This is a genomic window from Rhodobacter sp. P2_H5, from assembly GCF_056403335.1.
The window spans coordinates 1-17,477 of sequence record NZ_JBFUFS010000008.1; the positions used below are offsets into that span (position 1 = coordinate 1).

Here is a 17,477-nt window from a genome sequence, read left to right on the forward strand (position 1 = left end):
GGCGTGGGGTGCCATCCCGGCCAGGGCCGCGATGCGCCGGTGATCGAGCTGTCCAAGCTCTGGCAGGCGGGCGAGGATCACGGCGGCCAGTACAGGTCCGATCCCGGGGGCCGATCGCAAACGGCGGCTGGCGCTGGCCAGGGCGTCCCGGCTTTCGATCAGGGCGGCGATTGCGCCCTCCACATCGGCAAGATGCTTTGCCAAGACGTTGAGAAGCATCGCAATTTCTGACGAGATCCAGGGATCGCACGCCATGTGCGTGCGGTTCTTTTCCCGCCCGATCATGCCGATCAGATCGTCCCGGCGCGCCACCAGTTCCGCGAGCCGGGCGCGATCCTTGTCCTCGGGCGGTGTCGGTTTCAACTCCAGAGCCCGGCCCATCAGGGCAAGGATCTCCGCATCGACCCGGTCCGTCTTGGCCAGCCGCCCGGTTGCCCGCGCGAATTCCCTGGCCTGGCGCGGATTGACACGCGCGTGCACGACCGCCGCCTTGACGAGCGCCGCGGTCAAAGCGCGCTCGTAGCCGCCTGACGCCTCAAAGACGACAAAACAGCCCGCGGCCTGGCGGGCGAAGCGGGCAAGGTCCTGTTCTGTATTGGCAATCCGGTCACGCCGACCGGAGCTGAGCGAGAAGGTGTCGAGCCAATCCTTCGAAACGTCGACACCGATGAAATCCCGTGGCAAAGTCATGGCGGCCTGTCCTTGATCTGCGGGGTCGTCTGTTGGCGCAGCACCCCCGGCAACTGTTCAGGTTTGAACGCGAAGACGCAGACGAGCCCCAAGCTACCGGACGGGCTCATGCACCCAAGGATGGAACGGGGTCTCGTCTGCAACCTCCATTGTCGCAGATCGCCAAGAGACAAGGATGGGCAATCTGCCCATCTTCGAAAGGTTCCACGGCGGGGCTTAACTCGCGGGCGTCAGTACGCAGGATTTGGGCAGGACCATCCCCGCGGGGATGCCGCTGTCCCGATGGGTCGCCTTTCCGCGCCAGGCGGGCGGAACCGGATCCACTGCCCAGGGCTTGCCGTACAGATCCATCGGATCAAGCCCCTCTTCGGCGGCAATGACGCGGGTGGTGTAATCGCCCCAGATCTGGGGCTGGTCGAACATCCAGCTCCAGTCGATCACCTGCGCCATGGTGAAATCGACCCGGTCTCCCGCTTTGAGCGAGGTCACGATGCTGCCATCGTCCAGCGAGATGCCGCGCAACGTGCCGTCGGGCAGGCACTGGAAGGGGGCCAGCCACATGAATTCATCCATCTGGCCGGTGTCAGGGCTCGGAATGCCCACCTTGATCACGGCGGGAGGCAGGCTGTAGCCCTCGTCGTCCAACGCATGGGCCAGAAGCAGGCCAAGCGTCCCCCGCGCCTCGGCGACAGCCGCGGCCATCGCCGGGTCGGATTTCTGGACCATATGCACCAGACCGTCAGACCATACTGGGCCCGCCAGAAGGGCGAGCGCCAGGCTGTATCCCACGCTTGGCCGCAGCCTGCTCATTCGAACTCGATGAGCAGGTCCTTGGCTTCGATCTGGGCGCCGGGATGGACATGGACGGCCTTGATGACGCCAGCCTTTTCGGCATGGATGCCGGTTTCCATCTTCATCGCTTCGATCGTCAGCATAAGGTCGCCGGCATTGACCTTCTGACCGGCCACAACGCCGACAGACGCGATCGAGCCGGGCATCGGGGCGCCGACATGGGCGGGATTGCCCTCCACCGCTTTCGGCTTGGCGGCGGTCTTGCTCTTGATCGCGCGGTTGGGGACGCGGATCACGCGGGGTTGGCCGTTGAGTTCAAAGAACACCCGGACATCGCCGTCGTCGGTGGTCTCGCCCACGGCTTGCAGGCGGATCTCCAGCGTCTTGCCGGGGTCGATCTCAGCCGAGATTTCCTCGCCCGGCTCCATCCCGTAGAAGAAGGCCTTGGTCGGCAGGACCCGCACCGGGCCATAGGCGCGGTGACGGCCGAGGTAGTCGAGGAAGACCTTGGGATACATGAGATACCCGTTCAGATCCTCGTCGTCGATCTTGTAGCCGTCCAGATCGCTTTCCAGCTTGGCCCGCGTCGCCTCGATGTCAACGGGGGGCAGGCTCTTGCCAGGGCGCTCGTTCAAGGGCGCCTCGCCTTTCAGGACCTTCTTCTGGATGCCTTCCGGCCAGCCGCCATAGGGCAGGCCGATGTTGCCCTTGAGCATGTCGACCACCGATTCCGGGAAGGCCACATCGACGGCGGGGTCCTCGACCTGGGCGCGGGTGAGGTTCTGCGCCACCATCATCAGGGCCATGTCACCCACGACCTTCGAAGAAGGCGTGACCTTCACGATATCGCCGAACATCTGGTTGGCATCGGCATAGGCCTGCGCCACCTCGTGCCAGCGTTCCTCCAGCCCCAGCGAGCGCGCCTGCGCCTTGAGGTTGGTGAACTGGCCGCCGGGCATCTCGTGCAGATAGACTTCCGAGGCCGGGGCGGGGAGGCCGGATTCAAAGGCCGCATATTGGCCGCGCACCGCCTCCCAATAGTTGGAAATCTCGCGGATGGCCGAGATATCAAGCCCGGTGTCGCGGTCGGTATGGCGCAGGGCCTCGACAATCGAGCCCAGGCAGGGCTGCGAGGTGCCGCCCGAAAACGCGTCCATCGCCGCATCGACCGCATCCACCCCGGCATCGCAGGCGGCGAGGATCGTCGCCGCGGCAGCGCCCGAGGTGTCATGGGTGTGGAAGTGGACCGGCAGGCCGACCTCTTGCTTCAGGGTTTTCACCAGCTGACGGGCGGCGGCGGGTTTCAACAGGCCCGCCATGTCCTTCAGGCCCAGCACATGGGCGCCGGCGGCCTTCAGCTCTTTCGCCAGATCGACATAGTATTTCAGGTTATACTTCGCCCGGTTCGGGTCCAGCATGTCGCCGGTATAGCAGAGCGAGCCTTCGCAGACCTTGTTGGCCTCCAACACCGCATCCATCGCGACGCGCATGTTTTCGACCCAGTTCAGGCTGTCGAAGACGCGGAACACATCGACGCCCGAAGACGCCGCCTGTTTGACAAAGCTTTGCACCACGTTGTCGGGGTAGTTGGTATAGCCCACCCCGTTCGAGGCGCGCAGCAGCATCTGGGTCATCAGGTTCGGCATCTGGGCGCGCAGATCGCGCAGGCGCTGCCAGGGGCATTCCTGCAGGAAGCGGTAGGCCACGTCGAAGGTCGCCCCCCCCCAGCACTCGACCGAGAAGAGCTGGCTCAGGTTGGCCGCATAGGTCGGTGCGACGCGGATCATGTCGAAGGAGCGCATCCGGGTCGCGAGCAAGGACTGGTGGCCGTCGCGCATCGTGGTGTCGGTGATCAGCACCTTCTTCTGCTTCAGCATCCAGTCGGCCACGGCCTGCGGACCCTGCTGTTCCAACAGGTTGCGGGTGCCCATCAGCGCCTCGGCGCCGGCACGGGGCTTCGGCGGACGGGGTTTCCTCGCCTCGGCATGGGGTTTCGGGCGGCCCGCCGTCTCGGGGTGACCGTTCACCGTGATATCGGCGATATAGGTCAGGATCTTGGTCGCCCGGTCCTGCCGCTTCTTGAAGGTGAAGAGCTCGGGCGTCGTGTCGATGAACTTGGTGGTATAGGTGTAGTCGAGGAAGGTCGGGTGTTTCAGCAGGTTGATCACGAATTCGATGTTCGTGCTGACCCCGCGGATGCGGAATTCGCGCAAGGCGCGGTCCATCCGGACGATCGAGGCTTCGGGCGTCTGGGCCCAGGCGGTGACCTTGACCAGCAGCGAGTCGTAATAGCGGGTGATGACCGAACCGGCATAGGCCGTGCCACCATCCAGACGGATGCCGTTGCCGGTGGCCGAACGGTAGGCGGTCAGGCGGCCATAGTCGGGAATGAAATTGTTCTGCGGGTCCTCAGTCGTGATCCGGCATTGCAGGGCATGGCCGTTCAGCCGCACCTCGGCCTGGGAGGCGACGCCGGTCGCTTCGGCCAGGGTCTTGCCCTCGGCGATCTTGATCTGGGCCTGCACGATGTCGATGCCGGTGACCTGTTCGGTCACGGTGTGTTCGACCTGAACCCGCGGATTGACCTCGATGAAGTAGAACTTCTGGCTGTCCATATCCATCAGGAATTCGACGGTGCCGGCGCATTCATAGCCGACATGGGCGCAGATGCGGCGGCCCAGGTCGCAGACCTCCGCGCGTTGCGCTTCGGTCAGGTAAGGCGCGGGGGCGCGTTCGACGACCTTCTGGTTGCGGCGCTGCACGGTGCAGTCGCGCTCGTAGAGGTGATAGATGTTGCCCATCTTGTCGCCGAGGATCTGCACCTCGACGTGGCGGGCGCGGATGATCATCTTTTCCAGATAACCCTCGCCATTGCCAAAGGCGGCCTCGGCCTCGCGCCGGCCCTCCAGCACCTTGGCCTCCAGCTCTTCCGGCCCGTTGATCGGGCGCATCCCGCGCCCGCCGCCGCCCCAGGAGGCTTTGAGCATCAGGGGATAGCCGACCTCAGCCGCTTCTTTCTTGATCGCGGCAAAGTCATTGCCCAGCACTTCGGTCGCCGGAATGACTGGCACGCCAGCAGCCATGGCAACCCGGCGGGCCGAGGCCTTGTCGCCAAGCGCGCGCATGGTTTCGGCCTTGGGGCCGATGAAGGTGATGCCGTTCTGGTCGCAGGCATCGACCAGATCGGGGTTTTCCGACAGGAGGCCATAGCCGGGGTGGATCGCATCGGCGCCGGATTCCTTGGCGACGCGGATGATCTCGGGGATCGAGAGATAGGCGCCCACGGGCGACAGGCCGACGCCGATCAAATAGGCCTCGTCGGCCTTGAACCGGTGCAGCGACAGCTTATCTTCCTCGGCATAGACGGCGACCGTCTTCTTGCCCAATTCGTTGGCGGCGCGCATCACGCGAATGGCGATTTCGCCGCGGTTGGCGATCAGGATTTTCTTGAATTCGGTCATTGCGCCCTCTGTCCAGCCCCGTGGCCCCTGCGGTTCAAAGTCGCAGGATTGCCCAAGCATCCTATGTCTGCTGCGGCGCAGCACAAGGGGGGTTTACGACGTTACGCGCAAGATTTCCGCAATCCGGCACGGGCTGCCCAAGTTTTGCGCGGGTGTTGGACTGGCGGGAAGCATGGCCCCGCTTGGTGCGGGGCGCGTGTTCTCAGGCCAAAATGAAGTCGTCGGCGGTCAAAACCAGGGTTCCGGCCAGCAAAATGCTGAATTCTGCTGCGTTATTGCCCCCGGTATTGGCCAGGACCAGCGTGTCGCCATGATCATAAACATAGCGGATCGTGCCAGGGCCCGACACGGCAGTCTGCCCGGCAAAGGTGAAATGCTGGAGGTCCGATGCTGCGGTCTGCGCGTCAATGGCCGCGAGGGAGATCTGGTCGCTGCCCGGGGTGAAGTCCAGAATCACATCGCGGGTGGTGCGGGTCACCCCGCTGTCGGTGGCGGCGGCGAAGACGAATAGATCGGCGCCAAGCCCACCGGTCAACAGATCGCGGCCCTTGTCACCCTGAAGCGTGTCGTCGCCCTGACCGCCGCGCAGGCTGTCGTTGCCGGCGAGGCCGGTCAGCACGTCATCTCCTGACCCGCCAAGCAGCCGGTTCGCCGCGACGCTGCCGGTGATCTGGTCGGCGAAATCGCCGCCGGTGACGTTTTCGAAATTGGTGATCACGTCAAAGCCGAAGAGATTGGCCGCATTGCCCGGCGCCCCGCGCAAAACACTCTCGTCAAGGTTGACATAGACCCCGCCGGTGGTGGCGTCGTAAAAGTCGTAGCCGACCGAGACTTCCGTCAGGTTCAGCGTGTCGATCCCGGCGCCGCCATCGGCCGTGTCGTTGCCGTCACCCTCCGAGCCGCCCAGCCGGTAGGTGTCGTTGCCGCCGCCCAGTTCGTAGGAATCGTCACCGAAGCTGTCGAGCAGGTTCTCGGCGAAATCGCCGCTCGTCACGCTGTCATCGCCATAGCCGGTCAGGATCAGCCCGTTGATCTGGCCGCCCACCATGTCCAGCACGTCATCGCCGTTGCCGGTGGCAAACGAGCCGACAACCAGCCCGCTGTGCAGGGTCAGGACGTCGCTCCCCGCGCCGGAATAGAAGGTGCCGCCCACAGTTACGCCCGACAGATCCACCGTCTTTGCGGCATCGCCCAGCTCCAGCGCCTGGCCGATATGCGCCCCGGCAAAGCCCAGATAGGTCACATCCGACGCGGTGATGATCGAAACCTGGCCATCGACCGTGGCCCCGGTCAGATCCAGTGCCGAGGCGCCCGCGGCGTTCAGGCTCACCGACCCCGCCACATGGCCCCCCGCGAGCCAGAGGCCAAAGCCCGCGCCCTGCACCGTCGTGACCGTGACCGAGCCGAGGATTGTCCCGCTGTTGTAAAGCGCGCCATAGGCATGGCCTGCAGTGACGGTCCCGGTGATCAGCCCGCTGTTGCGCACCAGGACATCGGTGGCGGTATTGCCGAAGAGCCACACGTTGCCGTCGATCTCGCCCAAATTCTGTACATGGGCAAGGGTGGAGCCGCCCGCCGTTTGGACCGCGTCGCCGGCAAGCGAAACAATCGTGCCGGTGTTGACCAGGTTCAGACTGGCGTTCAGCACCTGTATCGTCTCATCCGTCGTCTGTACGCCCGAGGAGGAGATCCGCCCGGCGTTGAAGATCGAAAGCTCCATCCCCGCCAGCGCCGCATCCCCCAGGATCGCCGCTCCCGTCGATCCGACCACGCCCGAGGCGCCGACTGTGATGCTCGCCGTAGCAAAGACCCCGTCATAAAGGCGGATCCCGCCCCGCTCGCCCCAGACTGTGCCATCGACGGTGATGTTGATTGGCATCAGCGAGGAATTGGTGCTGTTGATCCCGTAATCGAAGACCGAGGCGATGACATAGCCGCCGCTCAGGATGTTCAGCGTATCGCCCCAGGACAGAAGCTTGCCGGGGCCCGAGGGGGCAACGATGGAATTGGTCGGCGTGACAATATAAGTGGTCATCGGGAAATCTCCGCAGAATCAGGCAATATGACGCCACGCTAAATCTGTGGGCGCCGCCTGACAATCTGCGGCTTGGGCGCCCGTTTATTCGCCCTTGGGCACCACGCGGTTGACCAGCGGCACTTCCTCCAGCAGGAAGGCGAAGGCCAGACCGAAAAGCGCCATGCCGGCGGCGATCCAGTAGATCGGGTGGATCGCATCGACCACGGCGACGGCCACGGTGGCCTGCAACTGGGGCGAGAGCTTGGCCATGGTCTGCGGCCCAAGATCTCCGCCCCCGTTCAGGCCTGCGGCGGCATCGCCAAGGCCTCCGATCAGGCGCGCGGAAAACAGCGCGCCAAAGGCCGCGACGCCCAGGGCGCCTCCGGTCTGGCGCAACAGGATGCCCGCGGCGGTGGCGGTGCCCAGCGTGTGGCGCGGCACGGCGTTCTGCACGGCGGTGGTGACGACCGGGAAGATGCAGCCCATGCCAAGCCCTGCCAGCAGCAAGGCGATGCTGAAATAGACGATGCCTGAACCCTGCGTCAGCTGGGTCAGGGCCAGAAGACCCAGCGTGAGGCAGGCCATGCCGATCTTGGGCAGGATCAGATAGCGCCCGGTCCGCCCCATGAATTGCCCGGCGATGGTCGAGGCGACGAGGATCCCCACCGTCAGCGGGATCAACTGCAGCCCGGATCCGGTCGGCGTGGCCCCCTTGGCGATCTGCAGGTAGATCGGCAGGAAGGTGATCAAGCTAAACATCGCCGCTCCCACGATGAAGCCGACGACCGAGGTCACCCAGAACACGTTCATCTTGAACAGCCACATCGGGAGGATCGGCTCGGCGGCGCGGTTCTCGATCTGAACGAAGGCCACAAATCCGCAAATCGTGACCACCGCCAGCACCGCCGAGGTGACCGACACCCAGTCAAAGCTGCGCCCGCCGAGGCTGGTCAGCAGGGTCAGCGCGGCCAGGCTCGCCGACAGGGTGAGGGCGCCCCACCAGTCGATCTTGTGGCTGGTCCGCGTGCCGCGCGGCTTGAACGAGGCCGCAAAGCCCACCAGCGCCACCAGACCCAGGGGGATGTTGATGAAGAAGATCCAGTGCCAGTTGGCATTCTCCGACAGCCAGCCGCCGGCCAGCGGCCCAAGCACCGAAGAGACCGAGAACACCGCCGCAAAGACGCCCTGGATCTTGCCGCGGTCCTTGGCGGGCACCGCATCGCCCACCACCGACAGCGCCAGCACGAAAAGGCCGCCGCCGCCCAGACCCTGAATGGCGCGGGCGATGATCAGGAAGGTCATCGAGGTGGCAAACCCGCAAAGCGCGGAACCCACAAGGAAAATMGCCACCGAGACGAAGATCGTGTTGCGCCGCCCGTAAAGGTCGCCGAGCTTGCCGTAAAGCGGCGCCACGATGGTCGAGGTCAGGATATAGGCCGTCACCACCCAGCTCAGATGCTCCAGCCCGCCCAGATCGGCCACGATGGTCGGCAGCGCGGTCGAGACGATGCTCTGGTCCAGCGAAGCCAGCAAAAGCAGAAGCCCGATCGACAGGATCACCAGCCGCAGGGAGCCCGTCTCATTCGGATTGGGGGCAGGGGTGTGGCCCGTGGCGGAGGTCGGCTGCGCAATGGGTTCTGACATGGCATCTTTCTGGCGTGCAAAGCGGCAAGACTATTTTCAAACCGGACTATCGGTGGTTTGTATGTCATTAGCATGTAAATGCCAATGGCATCTTATTGACTTGTGCAGGGTTTGCGGCCATATCCCGCGCATGCCCACCAAAGCGCCCCGCCGTCTGAACGACCATATCAAATCCCGGCTGCAAGTCGCAGGCTTTTCCGAGGCTGCGGCGCAGGCGCTGCTGGCCTTTGACGCCGACCACTTCCGCAATGTGCGCCGGGTGATGAAGGGCGATGTGCCGCAAAGCCTGATGGCCGAGATCGGCGCCGGGCTGGAGGTGACGCAGTTCCACGCCCTGTCGGCGATCATGCGGATCTGGGGCGGCGACGGGCGCCCCGCGCAAGAGGCGACCGTGGGCCTTCTGGCCGAGGAACTGGCGCTCGACCCCTCGCGCGCCAGCCGGATCGCCGCCGATCTGGTCGAACGTGGCCTCGTCGAACGCTCGGTCAGTCAGGAGGACGGCCGCCGCTCGGTCCTGGTGCCGACCGAGGCGGCCTGGGCCCTGCTCGACAGCTTTTTGCAGGCGAAATGGCAGCGCACCATGCGGCTCTTCGCCACCTGGCCCGAGGAAGACATCCTGACCTTCACCCGGCTTTACGGCCGCTATATCGAGGGCATGCACGATCTTTACCCGGCGCGCGGCCCGGAACGCGGCTAAGATTGCCGTCAAATGGCCTGCGCAGCCTGAACATTCCAAGAACGGCGCTTCCCCTTCGGGCCCTTCGGCGCTAGATTTGCGGGATGAGCGAGTCTGCCACCCCCTCCGACCTCACCAATGACATGATCCCCCTGTCGCGCCGTGCCCTGGCCGCGCGGCCCGCGCCCTATCTCGACGACCTCAACCCCGCGCAACGCGAAGCGGTCGAGGCGCTGGATGGTCCGGTCCTGATGCTGGCCGGCGCCGGCACCGGCAAGACCAAGGCGCTGATCGCGCGGATCGTGCATCTGCTGGCGATGGGCAAGGCCCGCCCGAACGAGATCCTCTCGGTCACCTTCACCAACAAGGCCGCCCGCGAGATGAAGCTGCGGATCGGACGCATCCTGGGCGAGACGGCCGAGGGCATCGCCTGGATGGGCACCTTCCACTCGCTTTCGGTCAAGATCCTGCGGCGTCATGCCGAACTGGTCGGGCTGAAGTCGAACTTCACCATCCTCGACACCGACGATCAGATCCGCCTGCTGAAACAGCTGATCGCCGCCGCCAATATCGACGAGAAACGCTGGCCGGCCCGGCTGCTCGCCAGCCTGATCGACGGCTGGAAGAACCGCGCTTTGCTGCCCAACCGGGTACCCACCTCCGAGGCTTCGGCCTACAACAACCGCGGCACCGAGCTTTACGAGGCCTATCAAGAGCGTCTGAAGACCCTCAACGCCACCGATTTTGGCGACCTTCTGCTGCATTGCGTGACGATCTTCCAGACCTACCCGGATGTGCTGCAACAGTATCAACGCTGGTTCAAATACATCCTGGTCGACGAGTATCAGGATACCAACGTCGCCCAATACCTCTGGCTGCGGCTGCTGGCGCAGGGCCATCGCAACATCTGTTGTGTGGGCGACGACGACCAGTCGATCTATGGCTGGCGCGGCGCCGAGGTCGGCAACATCCTGCGCTTCGAGACCGACTTTCCCGGCGCCAAGGTGGTGCGGCTGGAACAGAATTACCGCTCCACCCCGCATATCCTCGCCGCCGCCTCGGGGGTGATCAAGGCCAATGCCGGGCGTCTGGGCAAGACGCTCTGGACAGAGGAGACCGAGGGCCAGAAGGTCCGCCTGATCGGCCATTGGGATGGCGAGGAAGAGGCGCGCTGGATCGGCGAAGAGGTCGAGGCGCTGCAACGCGGCGCACGCGGCATAAGGGCCTTGACGCTGGATGACATGGCGATCCTTGTCCGCGCCAGCCACCAGATGCGCGCCTTCGAAGACCGCTTTCTGACCATCGGCATGCCCTACCGGGTGATCGGTGGCCCGCGGTTCTATGAACGCCAGGAAATCCGCGATGCGATGGCCTATTTCCGGCTGGCGGTGTCGCCCGCCGATGATCTGGCCTTCGAGAGGGTGATCAATGTGCCCAAGCGCGGTCTGGGCGACAAGGCGCAGGCCGATATCCAGCGCGCGGCGCGCGGGACCGAGGTGTCCTTGCTCGACGGTGCCCGGCAGGCCGTGGCGCAGGGCATGATCGGCGGCAAGGGTGGCGCGCAACTGCGCGGCTTTGTCGAGAATGTCGACCGCTGGCACGACGCCATCCAGCGTGGGCAGAACCATATCGAACTGGCAGAGGCGATCCTGGATGATTCCGGCTATACTGCCATGTGGCAGAACGACAAGACGCCCGAGGGGCCGGGGCGGCTGGAGAACCTGAAAGAACTGGTCAAGGCCCTGGAGCAGTTCGAAAATCTGCAGGGCTTTCTCGAACACGTCTCACTGATCATGGACAACGAGACCGAGGAGGCCTCGGAGAAGGTCTCCATCATGACGCTGCACGCCGCCAAGGGGCTGGAGTTTCCCGCCGTCTTCCTGCCGGGCTGGGAGGATGGGCTGTTTCCCAGTCAGCGCAGCATGGACGAGAGCGGCAAGAAAGGGTTGGAGGAGGAGCGCAGGCTGGCTTACGTCGGCATCACGCGGGCGGAGGAGCTGTGCACCATCTCTTTCGCCTCGAACCGCAGGGTCTATGGCCAGTGGCAAAGCCAGATGCCCAGCCGCTTCATTGACGAACTGCCCGCCGAGCATGTGACGGTGCTGACCCCGCCCGGGCTTTATGGCGGCGGTTTTGGCGCGGCGGCGGTCAGCTATAACTCCACCATCGATCAGCGTGCGACAAAGGCGGATGTCTATAACTCGCCCGGCTGGAAGCGGATGACCGAACGCAGCAGCCAGCGCCCGGTCAGCCAGCCCTCGGAGGCGCGCCATATCATCATCGATGCCGAGGCGATCAGCCCTTACGGGATTGGCGACCGGGTGTTCCACCAGAAGTTCGGCTATGGCGAGGTCATGGCGGTGGAGGGCGACAAGCTTGACATCGAGTTCGACCATGCCGGGTCGAAGAAGATCGTGGCGCGTTGGGTGATCCCGGCGCACCAGGTGTCTGACGTGCCGTTCTGAATTGGCGGCAGGAGCGGGGGGCCAGCCCCCCGCACCCCCCCCGGGATATTTATGGACCAATGAAAGGGGTCAGGGGCGCAGGCGTTTGGCTGTAGCCTCCAGCGCCAGCATGGCGAGGCCGGCGAGGAGACCCCAGAAGGCGGCGCCGACGCCGAAGAGGGCGAGGCCGGAGGCGGTGACGGTCAGGGTGATGCTGGCGGCGAAGCGGCTGGCGGGGGCGGTGTAGGCGCCGGCCAGGGCGCCGGTCAGCGGGCCGAGGAGGGCGAGGCCCACCAGCAGCGTCAGGATCTGCGGCGGCATGGCTTGCAGGAGCGTCACGAGGACGGGGCCGGCGAGGCCCAGAAGCAGCCAGAAGCCGGCATAGGCGAGACCCACTTTCCAGCGCTGGCTGCGGTCGGGGTGGACGTCATCGCCGAGGCAGATCGCAGCAGTGATGGCAGCCATGCTGACGGTATGGGCGCCGAAAAGCGCGGTGACGGCCGAGATGGCGCCGGTGGTCATCAGGGCCGGTGCCACCGGCGGCGGGTAGCTCGCGGCGCGCAAGGTGGCAAAGCCCGGCAGGTTCTGGCTTGCCATGGTGACAAGGTAAAGCGGCAGGCCGAGGCCCACGAGCACATCGGGGCGGAACTCCGGCGCGATGAAGGTCAGGGCCGGGATGGGCAGGGTGAGGGCCGGAAAGGCCACGCCGCCGGGGCCGAAGGCCGCGACGAGGCCGGCCGCCAGGGCTGCGAGCACCGCCAGCGCCGGGTTGGCCAGGCGGACGAGGGCAAAGACCGCCCCCATCGCCAAAGCTGCCGGCCCCAGAAGACCGGTTGCGGCCATGCCCTTGAGGCAGAACGGCAAAAGCACGCCCGCAAGCATTGCCGCCGCGATTGCATCGGGGATCATCGCCACGACTTTGCCCAAGGGACGGATCGCCCCGGTCAGCGCGATCAGCACACCGGCCAGCAGGAAGGCGCCGACCGCCTCGGCCATGGTCACGCCTTGCGTGGCGGCGATCAAGGCCGCGCCGGGCGTTGACCAGGCCAGAACCACGGGCACTTTGGTGGTAAAGGACAGGACGGCGGAGCCCAGTGCCTTGCCGAGGCAGATCGCGAGGACCCAGCTTGCGGTCTGTTCTGGCGAAGCGCCCACCGCATGAGCCGCCGCCAGCACCAGGGCGATCGTGCTGCCATAGCCCACCAGGGCTGCGACCAAAGCCGCCGAAATCATCGAGATCCGCATCTTGCCCCCGGGTTTTGATCCTTTATCGGGGCGGCTTCCCCCTAGGGCAAGTCGATTGTCACCGGGAAATGGTCTGAAGCGGTCAGGATCGCCGCACTCAGCTCGGGCACTTTCTGGATCCGCGGGTCGTTGAACGGGTGCCAGATCCGCCAGGCCGGGTGCGCGTTGTACAGATCGGCCGAGACCATGATGTAATCCAGAAGCGCCTCGAAATAGCATTTCTGCGGTGGCGACCAGAAGCGGGCCGTGGTGGGCGACAGGCCGGCGCGCTGGTTCAGCGCCATGAAGGCATGCGGATCGTAAAGCCGTTCGGGGCGCGGCAGGCCAAGCCCCAGCATCACCTCGACCCCGGATTGGTTGAAAAGCCGCTCGTAGCGGTCCAGCCCCGGGCCGTCGTTGAAATCGCCCAGCACGATCAGGCTTTCGTGCCGCGCCAGATGATCCTCGGCACGGGCGCGCAGCCAGTGGCATTCGGCCAGCTGCTTGCGGCGGTTCTCGATCGAGATGCGGCGGAACTCCTCGGGGTTCTGCACGCTGTGCGGCGCCTTGGATTTGGCATGGACGCCGATCAGACGCAGGCTGCGGTCGCCCGCCCGCACCGCCAGCTCCAGCGGGGGTTTGGAGAAGACCACCAGCTCGTCAATCCCGTTGGCATCGATATCCTGCCGCAGCCCGGTGTCAAAGCGCGGCGCCCCGCCGGTGCCGTGCAGGGGCGCCCCCCGCGACGGGGCCGGCACGCCCTGCGGGTCATGGCGGACGGTCAGGACATCGGGGTCGTAGAGAAAGGCGATCTCCTGTTCGGTGGTCGAGGTGAAGCCGATGATCGCCTTGCGGGTGCGCAGGCCGAAATGGGCGGCAAAGGCCTCCAGCGCGCGGGTGGTGGAGCGGTGGCCGTTCTGGTCGGGTGCCTCGATGATCATCACGCCGTCGGCGTCGAGCGCGGTGAACACGATGCCAAGCGCGGTCAGTTGATCGGCCTTGGTCACGTCATGGCGCTTCGACAGTTCGGCACTGGCGTCGAGCCGGCCTTGGGCATCGAACAGCACGTTCATCCATTCGACGTTATAGGTGGCGAGGCGCAGGCTCATGCGGCCTTCCGGGTGATCTCTTCCCAGGCGGCATTGACGGCGCGCAGGCGGTCCTCGGCCAGCTTGACGGCCTCGGGCGGAACTCCGCGCGCCAGCATGCTGTCGGGATGCGAGGCTTTGACGGCCTCGCGCCAGGCCTTGCGCGCCGCGTCCAGCGGGGCATCGGGGGCGAGGCCCAGCACGGCATAGGGGTCGTCCTTGACATGGCGGGCGCGCAGGGCGCGGAAGCAGCGTTCGTCCAGACCGAAGATGCGGGCCACCTCGTGGAGGAACTCCTCCTCAGCCGGATGGAATTCGCCATCGGCCAGTGCGATGTGGAACAGCCCCTCCATCAGGTCGATCATCACCTCGCGGTCCTCGGGGCGGAACATGGCGCGGATGTTGCGGGCATAGACGTCAAACCCCGCCACATCCTGCCGGGCCAGGTTGAAGACGCGGGCGGCGCTGTCTTCCTCGCCTTTCGGGATCAGGAAGACCTGGCGGAAGGCCGTCACCTCGTCGCGGGTGACGCGGCCATCGGCCTTGGCCATCTTGGCGCCAAGGGCGATCACCGCGATGGTGAAGCCGACCGAGCGTTGCGGGGCGACGCGGAGACGTTCGAAGACGGTGTCAAGCCCCTCGCCTTTGGCAAGGGCCTGCAAAGCTTCCGAGATGCGGGACCAAAGTGACATGGCGTCATCCTAACGTGGGAAGCGGGCCATGTCAGGAGAGGAATTTCTGCAACAGCACAAGATCCATGTAACGGCCGAATTTATAGCCGGCGGCTGCGATCCGTGCGCATTCCACATAGCCCATTGCCAGATGAAAACGGATGCCGGCGGGGTTTTCGGCGCTGACCCCGGCGAGGATCTGGTGCGCGCCCTCTTCGGTGGCGTGTTTCTCGATGGCGCTCAGCAGGGCGCGGCCCAGACCCTTGCCATGCGCCGCGGGCGCCAGAAGGATCGTGTGTTCCATGCTTTTGGCATAGCCGATGCCGCTGCGAAACTGCGTGTAGGTCGCAAAGCCGAGGATGGTGCCGTCGTCGGGATCGGCGGCCACCAGAAAGCCATGCCCGGCGGTGAGGCGCGTGACGATCAGCGCCGCCACATCCTCGGCCCGTTTTTCAACCGCGTTGAAGGTGACGGCGGTGTCGCGGATGAAGGGGTTCCAGATCGCCGCGATGGCGGGGGCATCCAGCACGATGGCGGGGCGGATCAGGGCTTGGGCGCTCATGCGAGGCTCCGTGTGCCATTGGGTGAATGGAAGGTGGCTGACAGCGCCTTGGCCGGCCCCTGGACAAACTGCACCCTTGCATCGGCCAGAGGGACTGCGGCGCGCAAAGCCTCGGCCTGCGGATGGGTGACCGTCAGGGTTTTGAGCCGTAGCCCGGAATCGGGCAGGCTTTGCGTCGGATGCAGCGGGGTTTGCCATTGGATCAACGCCGGATGCGCGCTGTCAAACGGCAGGATGCCATCGGCGGGCAGGGCCATCTGCCAGCGGTAATCGCCGCGGGTGAAGGCGGTCGGAATGCCGGTGCCGGGCGGGCTGGTGGCGAGGTCGGCCTCCATGTCATCGGTGCGCACGATCCAGGTCGTCAGGCGCGGCGGCCCGCGAAAGCGGTCAAGGTCGAACCAGCGCGGCCGCGACGGCGGCGTGCCCTCGGGGTCGATCGCGATGACCTCCAGATAGATGTCGCCCAAGCCCAACAACCGGTTGTGGGTGCCCATCAGGGGATGCTGGCCGCCCCCGGCCATCTTGACCCCCAACGCGGCTTCCACCCAATCGACGCCCTCTTGCAGGGTCGCCGCCGAAATCGCGATATGGTCGAGGGTCAGCATGGGCGCTCCGCTATCAGTCTGGTTGCACGATCTTGACGGTGGCCTTCAGGGACTGCGCCAAGGAGGCAAAGCGCGCCTGCGCCACCTCGCCAAAGAGGTCATGGCCCTCGGGCGTCAGCTTCAGTTCCAGAATGCGCTTCTTGGGCTGCCAGTCGAGGCTGCCCGCCTGGCTCGGATCGCCGGCGGAGAACATCGCGCCAAAGCGCATCGCCTTGCCCAGAACCTCGGCATCGAGGATCTGCTGATCGTCAAGCAGCTTGAACAGGGGCTCCATCCGCGAGCCCGAGCGCGAGTTCTTGTAACGGTGCAGCAGCGCCAGCCCGAGGAAGACCCGGCCCGGATGGTCAAGCCCGCCCAGGTTGGCGCGGGTTGCGTTGTCAAAACAGGCCTCGGCCCGGTAGTCGGGGTGGGTGCGCCAGGTCGTGTCGTGCAGAAGGCATGCCGCCTTCATCAGGCGCTGACGCTCGAAATCGGCGCTGGGGAACAGGGGCAGCAGGAATTCGTACAGAAGCTTGCCCGAACCGGGGATGCGCGAGGTGGTCATCTCGCTCATCCGGGCCGCCTCGATCAGCGGGTCGCGTTGGCGCAGGGTCTCGGGCATCATCTCGTAAAGCAGGCCCTCGCGGATGCCGAAGGCCGAAACGTCGATCTCGGAGGGTTGCAGCATCAGGATGACCTCGTGCAAGACCTCGCAGGCGAGCGGCACCAGTTCCATCCGCTCCGAGGAGGTGCCAGTGCGGGCGCGCAGAACCGAAAGGTCGGACGCTTCGATCCAGTCCAGCGTGTCGAGCAGGCTGTCGGGCATCATCCGGTATTCGTGCAGCACGGTCAGCGGGTAATTCTTGCGCTCCATATCCAGCCGCGCGATCACCCGCCACGAGCCGCCGACCAGATAGATCCGTTCACCCTTTGAACGAATTTCGGCCTGCAAGTCCTTGAGAATCTTGTCGATATGCGCAGCCCTGACCTTGGGGCCGCCGGTGATCTGCTGCAGACGGAAGGGCCCCAGCGGCGAGGTGGCGCGGCGGCCGACCTTGCCATCGGCAATCTGGGCCAGCTCCATCGAGTTGCCGCCGAGGTCACAGACCACGCCCTTGGCATCGGGCCAGCCCAGAAGCACGCCCTGCGCCGAAAGCCGCGCCTCTTCGGCACCGTCCACCACCCAGATCTTCAGCCCGGTCTGGGCCAGAACCTCGGCCTGAAACGCCGGGCCATCCTCGGCCTCGCGGGTGGCGGCGGTGGCGACCACGGTCAGCTTTTCGATCCCCATGCCCTTGGCCAGCAGCGAAAACCGCTTCAAGGCATCCAGCGCGCGTTTGCGCCCCTCGGGGTTCAGGCGGTTGGTCTCGGCCAGACCCTTGCCCAGGCCGCACATGATCTTTTCGTTGTAGAAATACGCCGGCGAGCGGGCGGCGCCATCAAACACCACCATCCGGACCGAGTTCGAGCCGACATCGACCACGCCGACCCGGCTGAGCGCGCGCACCGAAGGGTCATCGAACAGGGGCCGCCCGAAGGGGCCCCAATCCGGCGCGGCGGGGGCAGAGATGATTTCGGCAGTCATGGCGGTTCCCCCGATGGGCTTCTGACCCTCTGCATGGCG

At 65.4% G+C, this 17,477-nt stretch carries 13 protein-coding genes; 2 read left to right on the forward strand and 11 right to left on the reverse strand.

The genetic code is table 11. The features are described 5' to 3' along the window. From AC1DVR_RS12425 to AC1DVR_RS12445, 5 genes are all read right to left on the reverse strand, one after another. The coding region (locus AC1DVR_RS12425; RefSeq protein ID WP_478000894.1) for an IS110 family transposase at nt 1–690 on the reverse strand (690 nt) is incomplete at its 3' end. Nucleotides 691–906: 216 nt separating this feature from the next. Beyond that, nucleotides 907–1,479, reverse strand: a complete 573-nt coding sequence (locus AC1DVR_RS12430; protein WP_478000895.1) for a DUF2314 domain-containing protein — start codon at nt 1,477–1,479, stop codon at nt 907–909. 17 nt (nt 1,480–1,496) lie between these two features. Then, nucleotides 1,497–4,943 carry a pyruvate carboxylase gene (locus tag AC1DVR_RS12435; protein ID WP_478000896.1) on the reverse strand — a complete coding sequence of 1,149 codons (3,447 nt, stop codon included), beginning with the start codon at nt 4,941–4,943 and terminating at the stop codon, nt 1,497–1,499. 202 nt (nt 4,944–5,145) lie between these two features. Next, complete coding sequence (locus tag AC1DVR_RS12440) at nt 5,146–6,978, reverse strand: hypothetical protein (RefSeq protein ID WP_478000897.1); 1,833 nt, start codon at nt 6,976–6,978, stop codon at nt 5,146–5,148. An 84-nt stretch (nt 6,979–7,062) separates the two neighbouring features. Then, nucleotides 7,063–8,604 carry an MDR family MFS transporter gene (locus tag AC1DVR_RS12445; protein ID WP_478000898.1) on the reverse strand — a complete coding sequence of 514 codons (1,542 nt, stop codon included), beginning with the start codon at nt 8,602–8,604 and terminating at the stop codon, nt 7,063–7,065. Nucleotides 8,605–8,734: 130 nt separating this feature from the next. Here AC1DVR_RS12445 and AC1DVR_RS12450 point away from each other — a divergent pair, with 130 nt between their 5' ends. Further along, entirely contained in the window at nt 8,735–9,301 is a 567-nt protein-coding gene (locus AC1DVR_RS12450; RefSeq protein WP_478000899.1) for a MarR family winged helix-turn-helix transcriptional regulator, read from the forward strand. A gap of 83 nt (nt 9,302–9,384) precedes the next feature. Then, complete coding sequence (locus tag AC1DVR_RS12455) at nt 9,385–11,745, forward strand: ATP-dependent helicase (RefSeq protein ID WP_478000900.1); 2,361 nt, start codon at nt 9,385–9,387, stop codon at nt 11,743–11,745. 69 nt (nt 11,746–11,814) lie between these two features. Here AC1DVR_RS12455 and AC1DVR_RS12460 read toward each other — a convergent pair whose 3' ends face one another. From AC1DVR_RS12460 to AC1DVR_RS12485, 6 genes are read right to left on the reverse strand one after another with little or no spacing between them, the layout of a single operon-like run. Then, nucleotides 11,815–12,969: a benzoate/H(+) symporter BenE family transporter gene (locus AC1DVR_RS12460; RefSeq protein ID WP_478000901.1), complete on the reverse strand. Its 1,155-nt coding sequence runs from the start codon at nt 12,967–12,969 to the stop codon at nt 11,815–11,817. A 41-nt stretch (nt 12,970–13,010) separates the two neighbouring features. Next, the gene (locus tag AC1DVR_RS12465; protein WP_478000902.1) at nt 13,011–14,057 is read right to left on the reverse strand and encodes an endonuclease/exonuclease/phosphatase family protein; all 1,047 of its coding nucleotides are present in this window, start codon (nt 14,055–14,057) and stop codon (nt 13,011–13,013) included. Further along, nucleotides 14,054–14,728 carry a TerB family tellurite resistance protein gene (locus AC1DVR_RS12470; RefSeq protein ID WP_478000903.1) on the reverse strand — a complete coding sequence of 225 codons (675 nt, stop codon included), beginning with the start codon at nt 14,726–14,728 and terminating at the stop codon, nt 14,054–14,056. The genes AC1DVR_RS12465 and AC1DVR_RS12470 overlap by 4 nt, the downstream gene beginning before the upstream one ends. A 31-nt stretch (nt 14,729–14,759) precedes the next feature. After that, complete coding sequence (locus tag AC1DVR_RS12475; RefSeq protein ID WP_478001095.1) at nt 14,760–15,254, reverse strand: N-acetyltransferase family protein; 495 nt, start codon at nt 15,252–15,254, stop codon at nt 14,760–14,762. Between the two features lie 11 nt (nt 15,255–15,265). After that, entirely contained in the window at nt 15,266–15,874 is a 609-nt protein-coding gene (locus tag AC1DVR_RS12480; protein ID WP_478000904.1) for a VOC family protein, read from the reverse strand. 13 nt (nt 15,875–15,887) lie between these two features. Beyond that, on the reverse strand, nt 15,888–17,438 hold the full coding sequence (locus tag AC1DVR_RS12485) for a Ppx/GppA family phosphatase (RefSeq protein WP_478000905.1): 1,551 nt from the start codon (nt 17,436–17,438) through the stop codon (nt 15,888–15,890). Nucleotides 17,439–17,477: the final 39 nt, after the last annotated feature.

What these genes read in the sequence shown, in the direction of transcription:
- AC1DVR_RS12455 (WP_478000900.1), top strand. Translation starts at nt 9,385, where the DNA reads ATGAGCGAGTCTGCCACCCCCTCCGACCTCACCAATGACATGATCCCC.
- AC1DVR_RS12470 (WP_478000903.1), bottom strand. Translation starts at nt 14,728, where the DNA reads ATGTCACTTTGGTCCCGCATCTCGGAAGCTTTGCAGGCCCTTGCCAAA.
- AC1DVR_RS12480 (WP_478000904.1), bottom strand. Translation starts at nt 15,874, where the DNA reads ATGCTGACCCTCGACCATATCGCGATTTCGGCGGCGACCCTGCAAGAG.
- AC1DVR_RS12450 (WP_478000899.1), top strand. Translation starts at nt 8,735, where the DNA reads ATGCCCACCAAAGCGCCCCGCCGTCTGAACGACCATATCAAATCCCGG.
- AC1DVR_RS12485 (WP_478000905.1), bottom strand. Translation starts at nt 17,438, where the DNA reads ATGACTGCCGAAATCATCTCTGCCCCCGCCGCGCCGGATTGGGGCCCC.
- AC1DVR_RS12460 (WP_478000901.1), bottom strand. Translation starts at nt 12,969, where the DNA reads ATGCGGATCTCGATGATTTCGGCGGCTTTGGTCGCAGCCCTGGTGGGC.
- AC1DVR_RS12435 (WP_478000896.1), bottom strand. Translation starts at nt 4,943, where the DNA reads ATGACCGAATTCAAGAAAATCCTGATCGCCAACCGCGGCGAAATCGCC.
- AC1DVR_RS12465 (WP_478000902.1), bottom strand. Translation starts at nt 14,057, where the DNA reads ATGAGCCTGCGCCTCGCCACCTATAACGTCGAATGGATGAACGTGCTG.
- AC1DVR_RS12440 (WP_478000897.1), bottom strand. Translation starts at nt 6,978, where the DNA reads ATGACCACTTATATTGTCACGCCGACCAATTCCATCGTTGCCCCCTCG.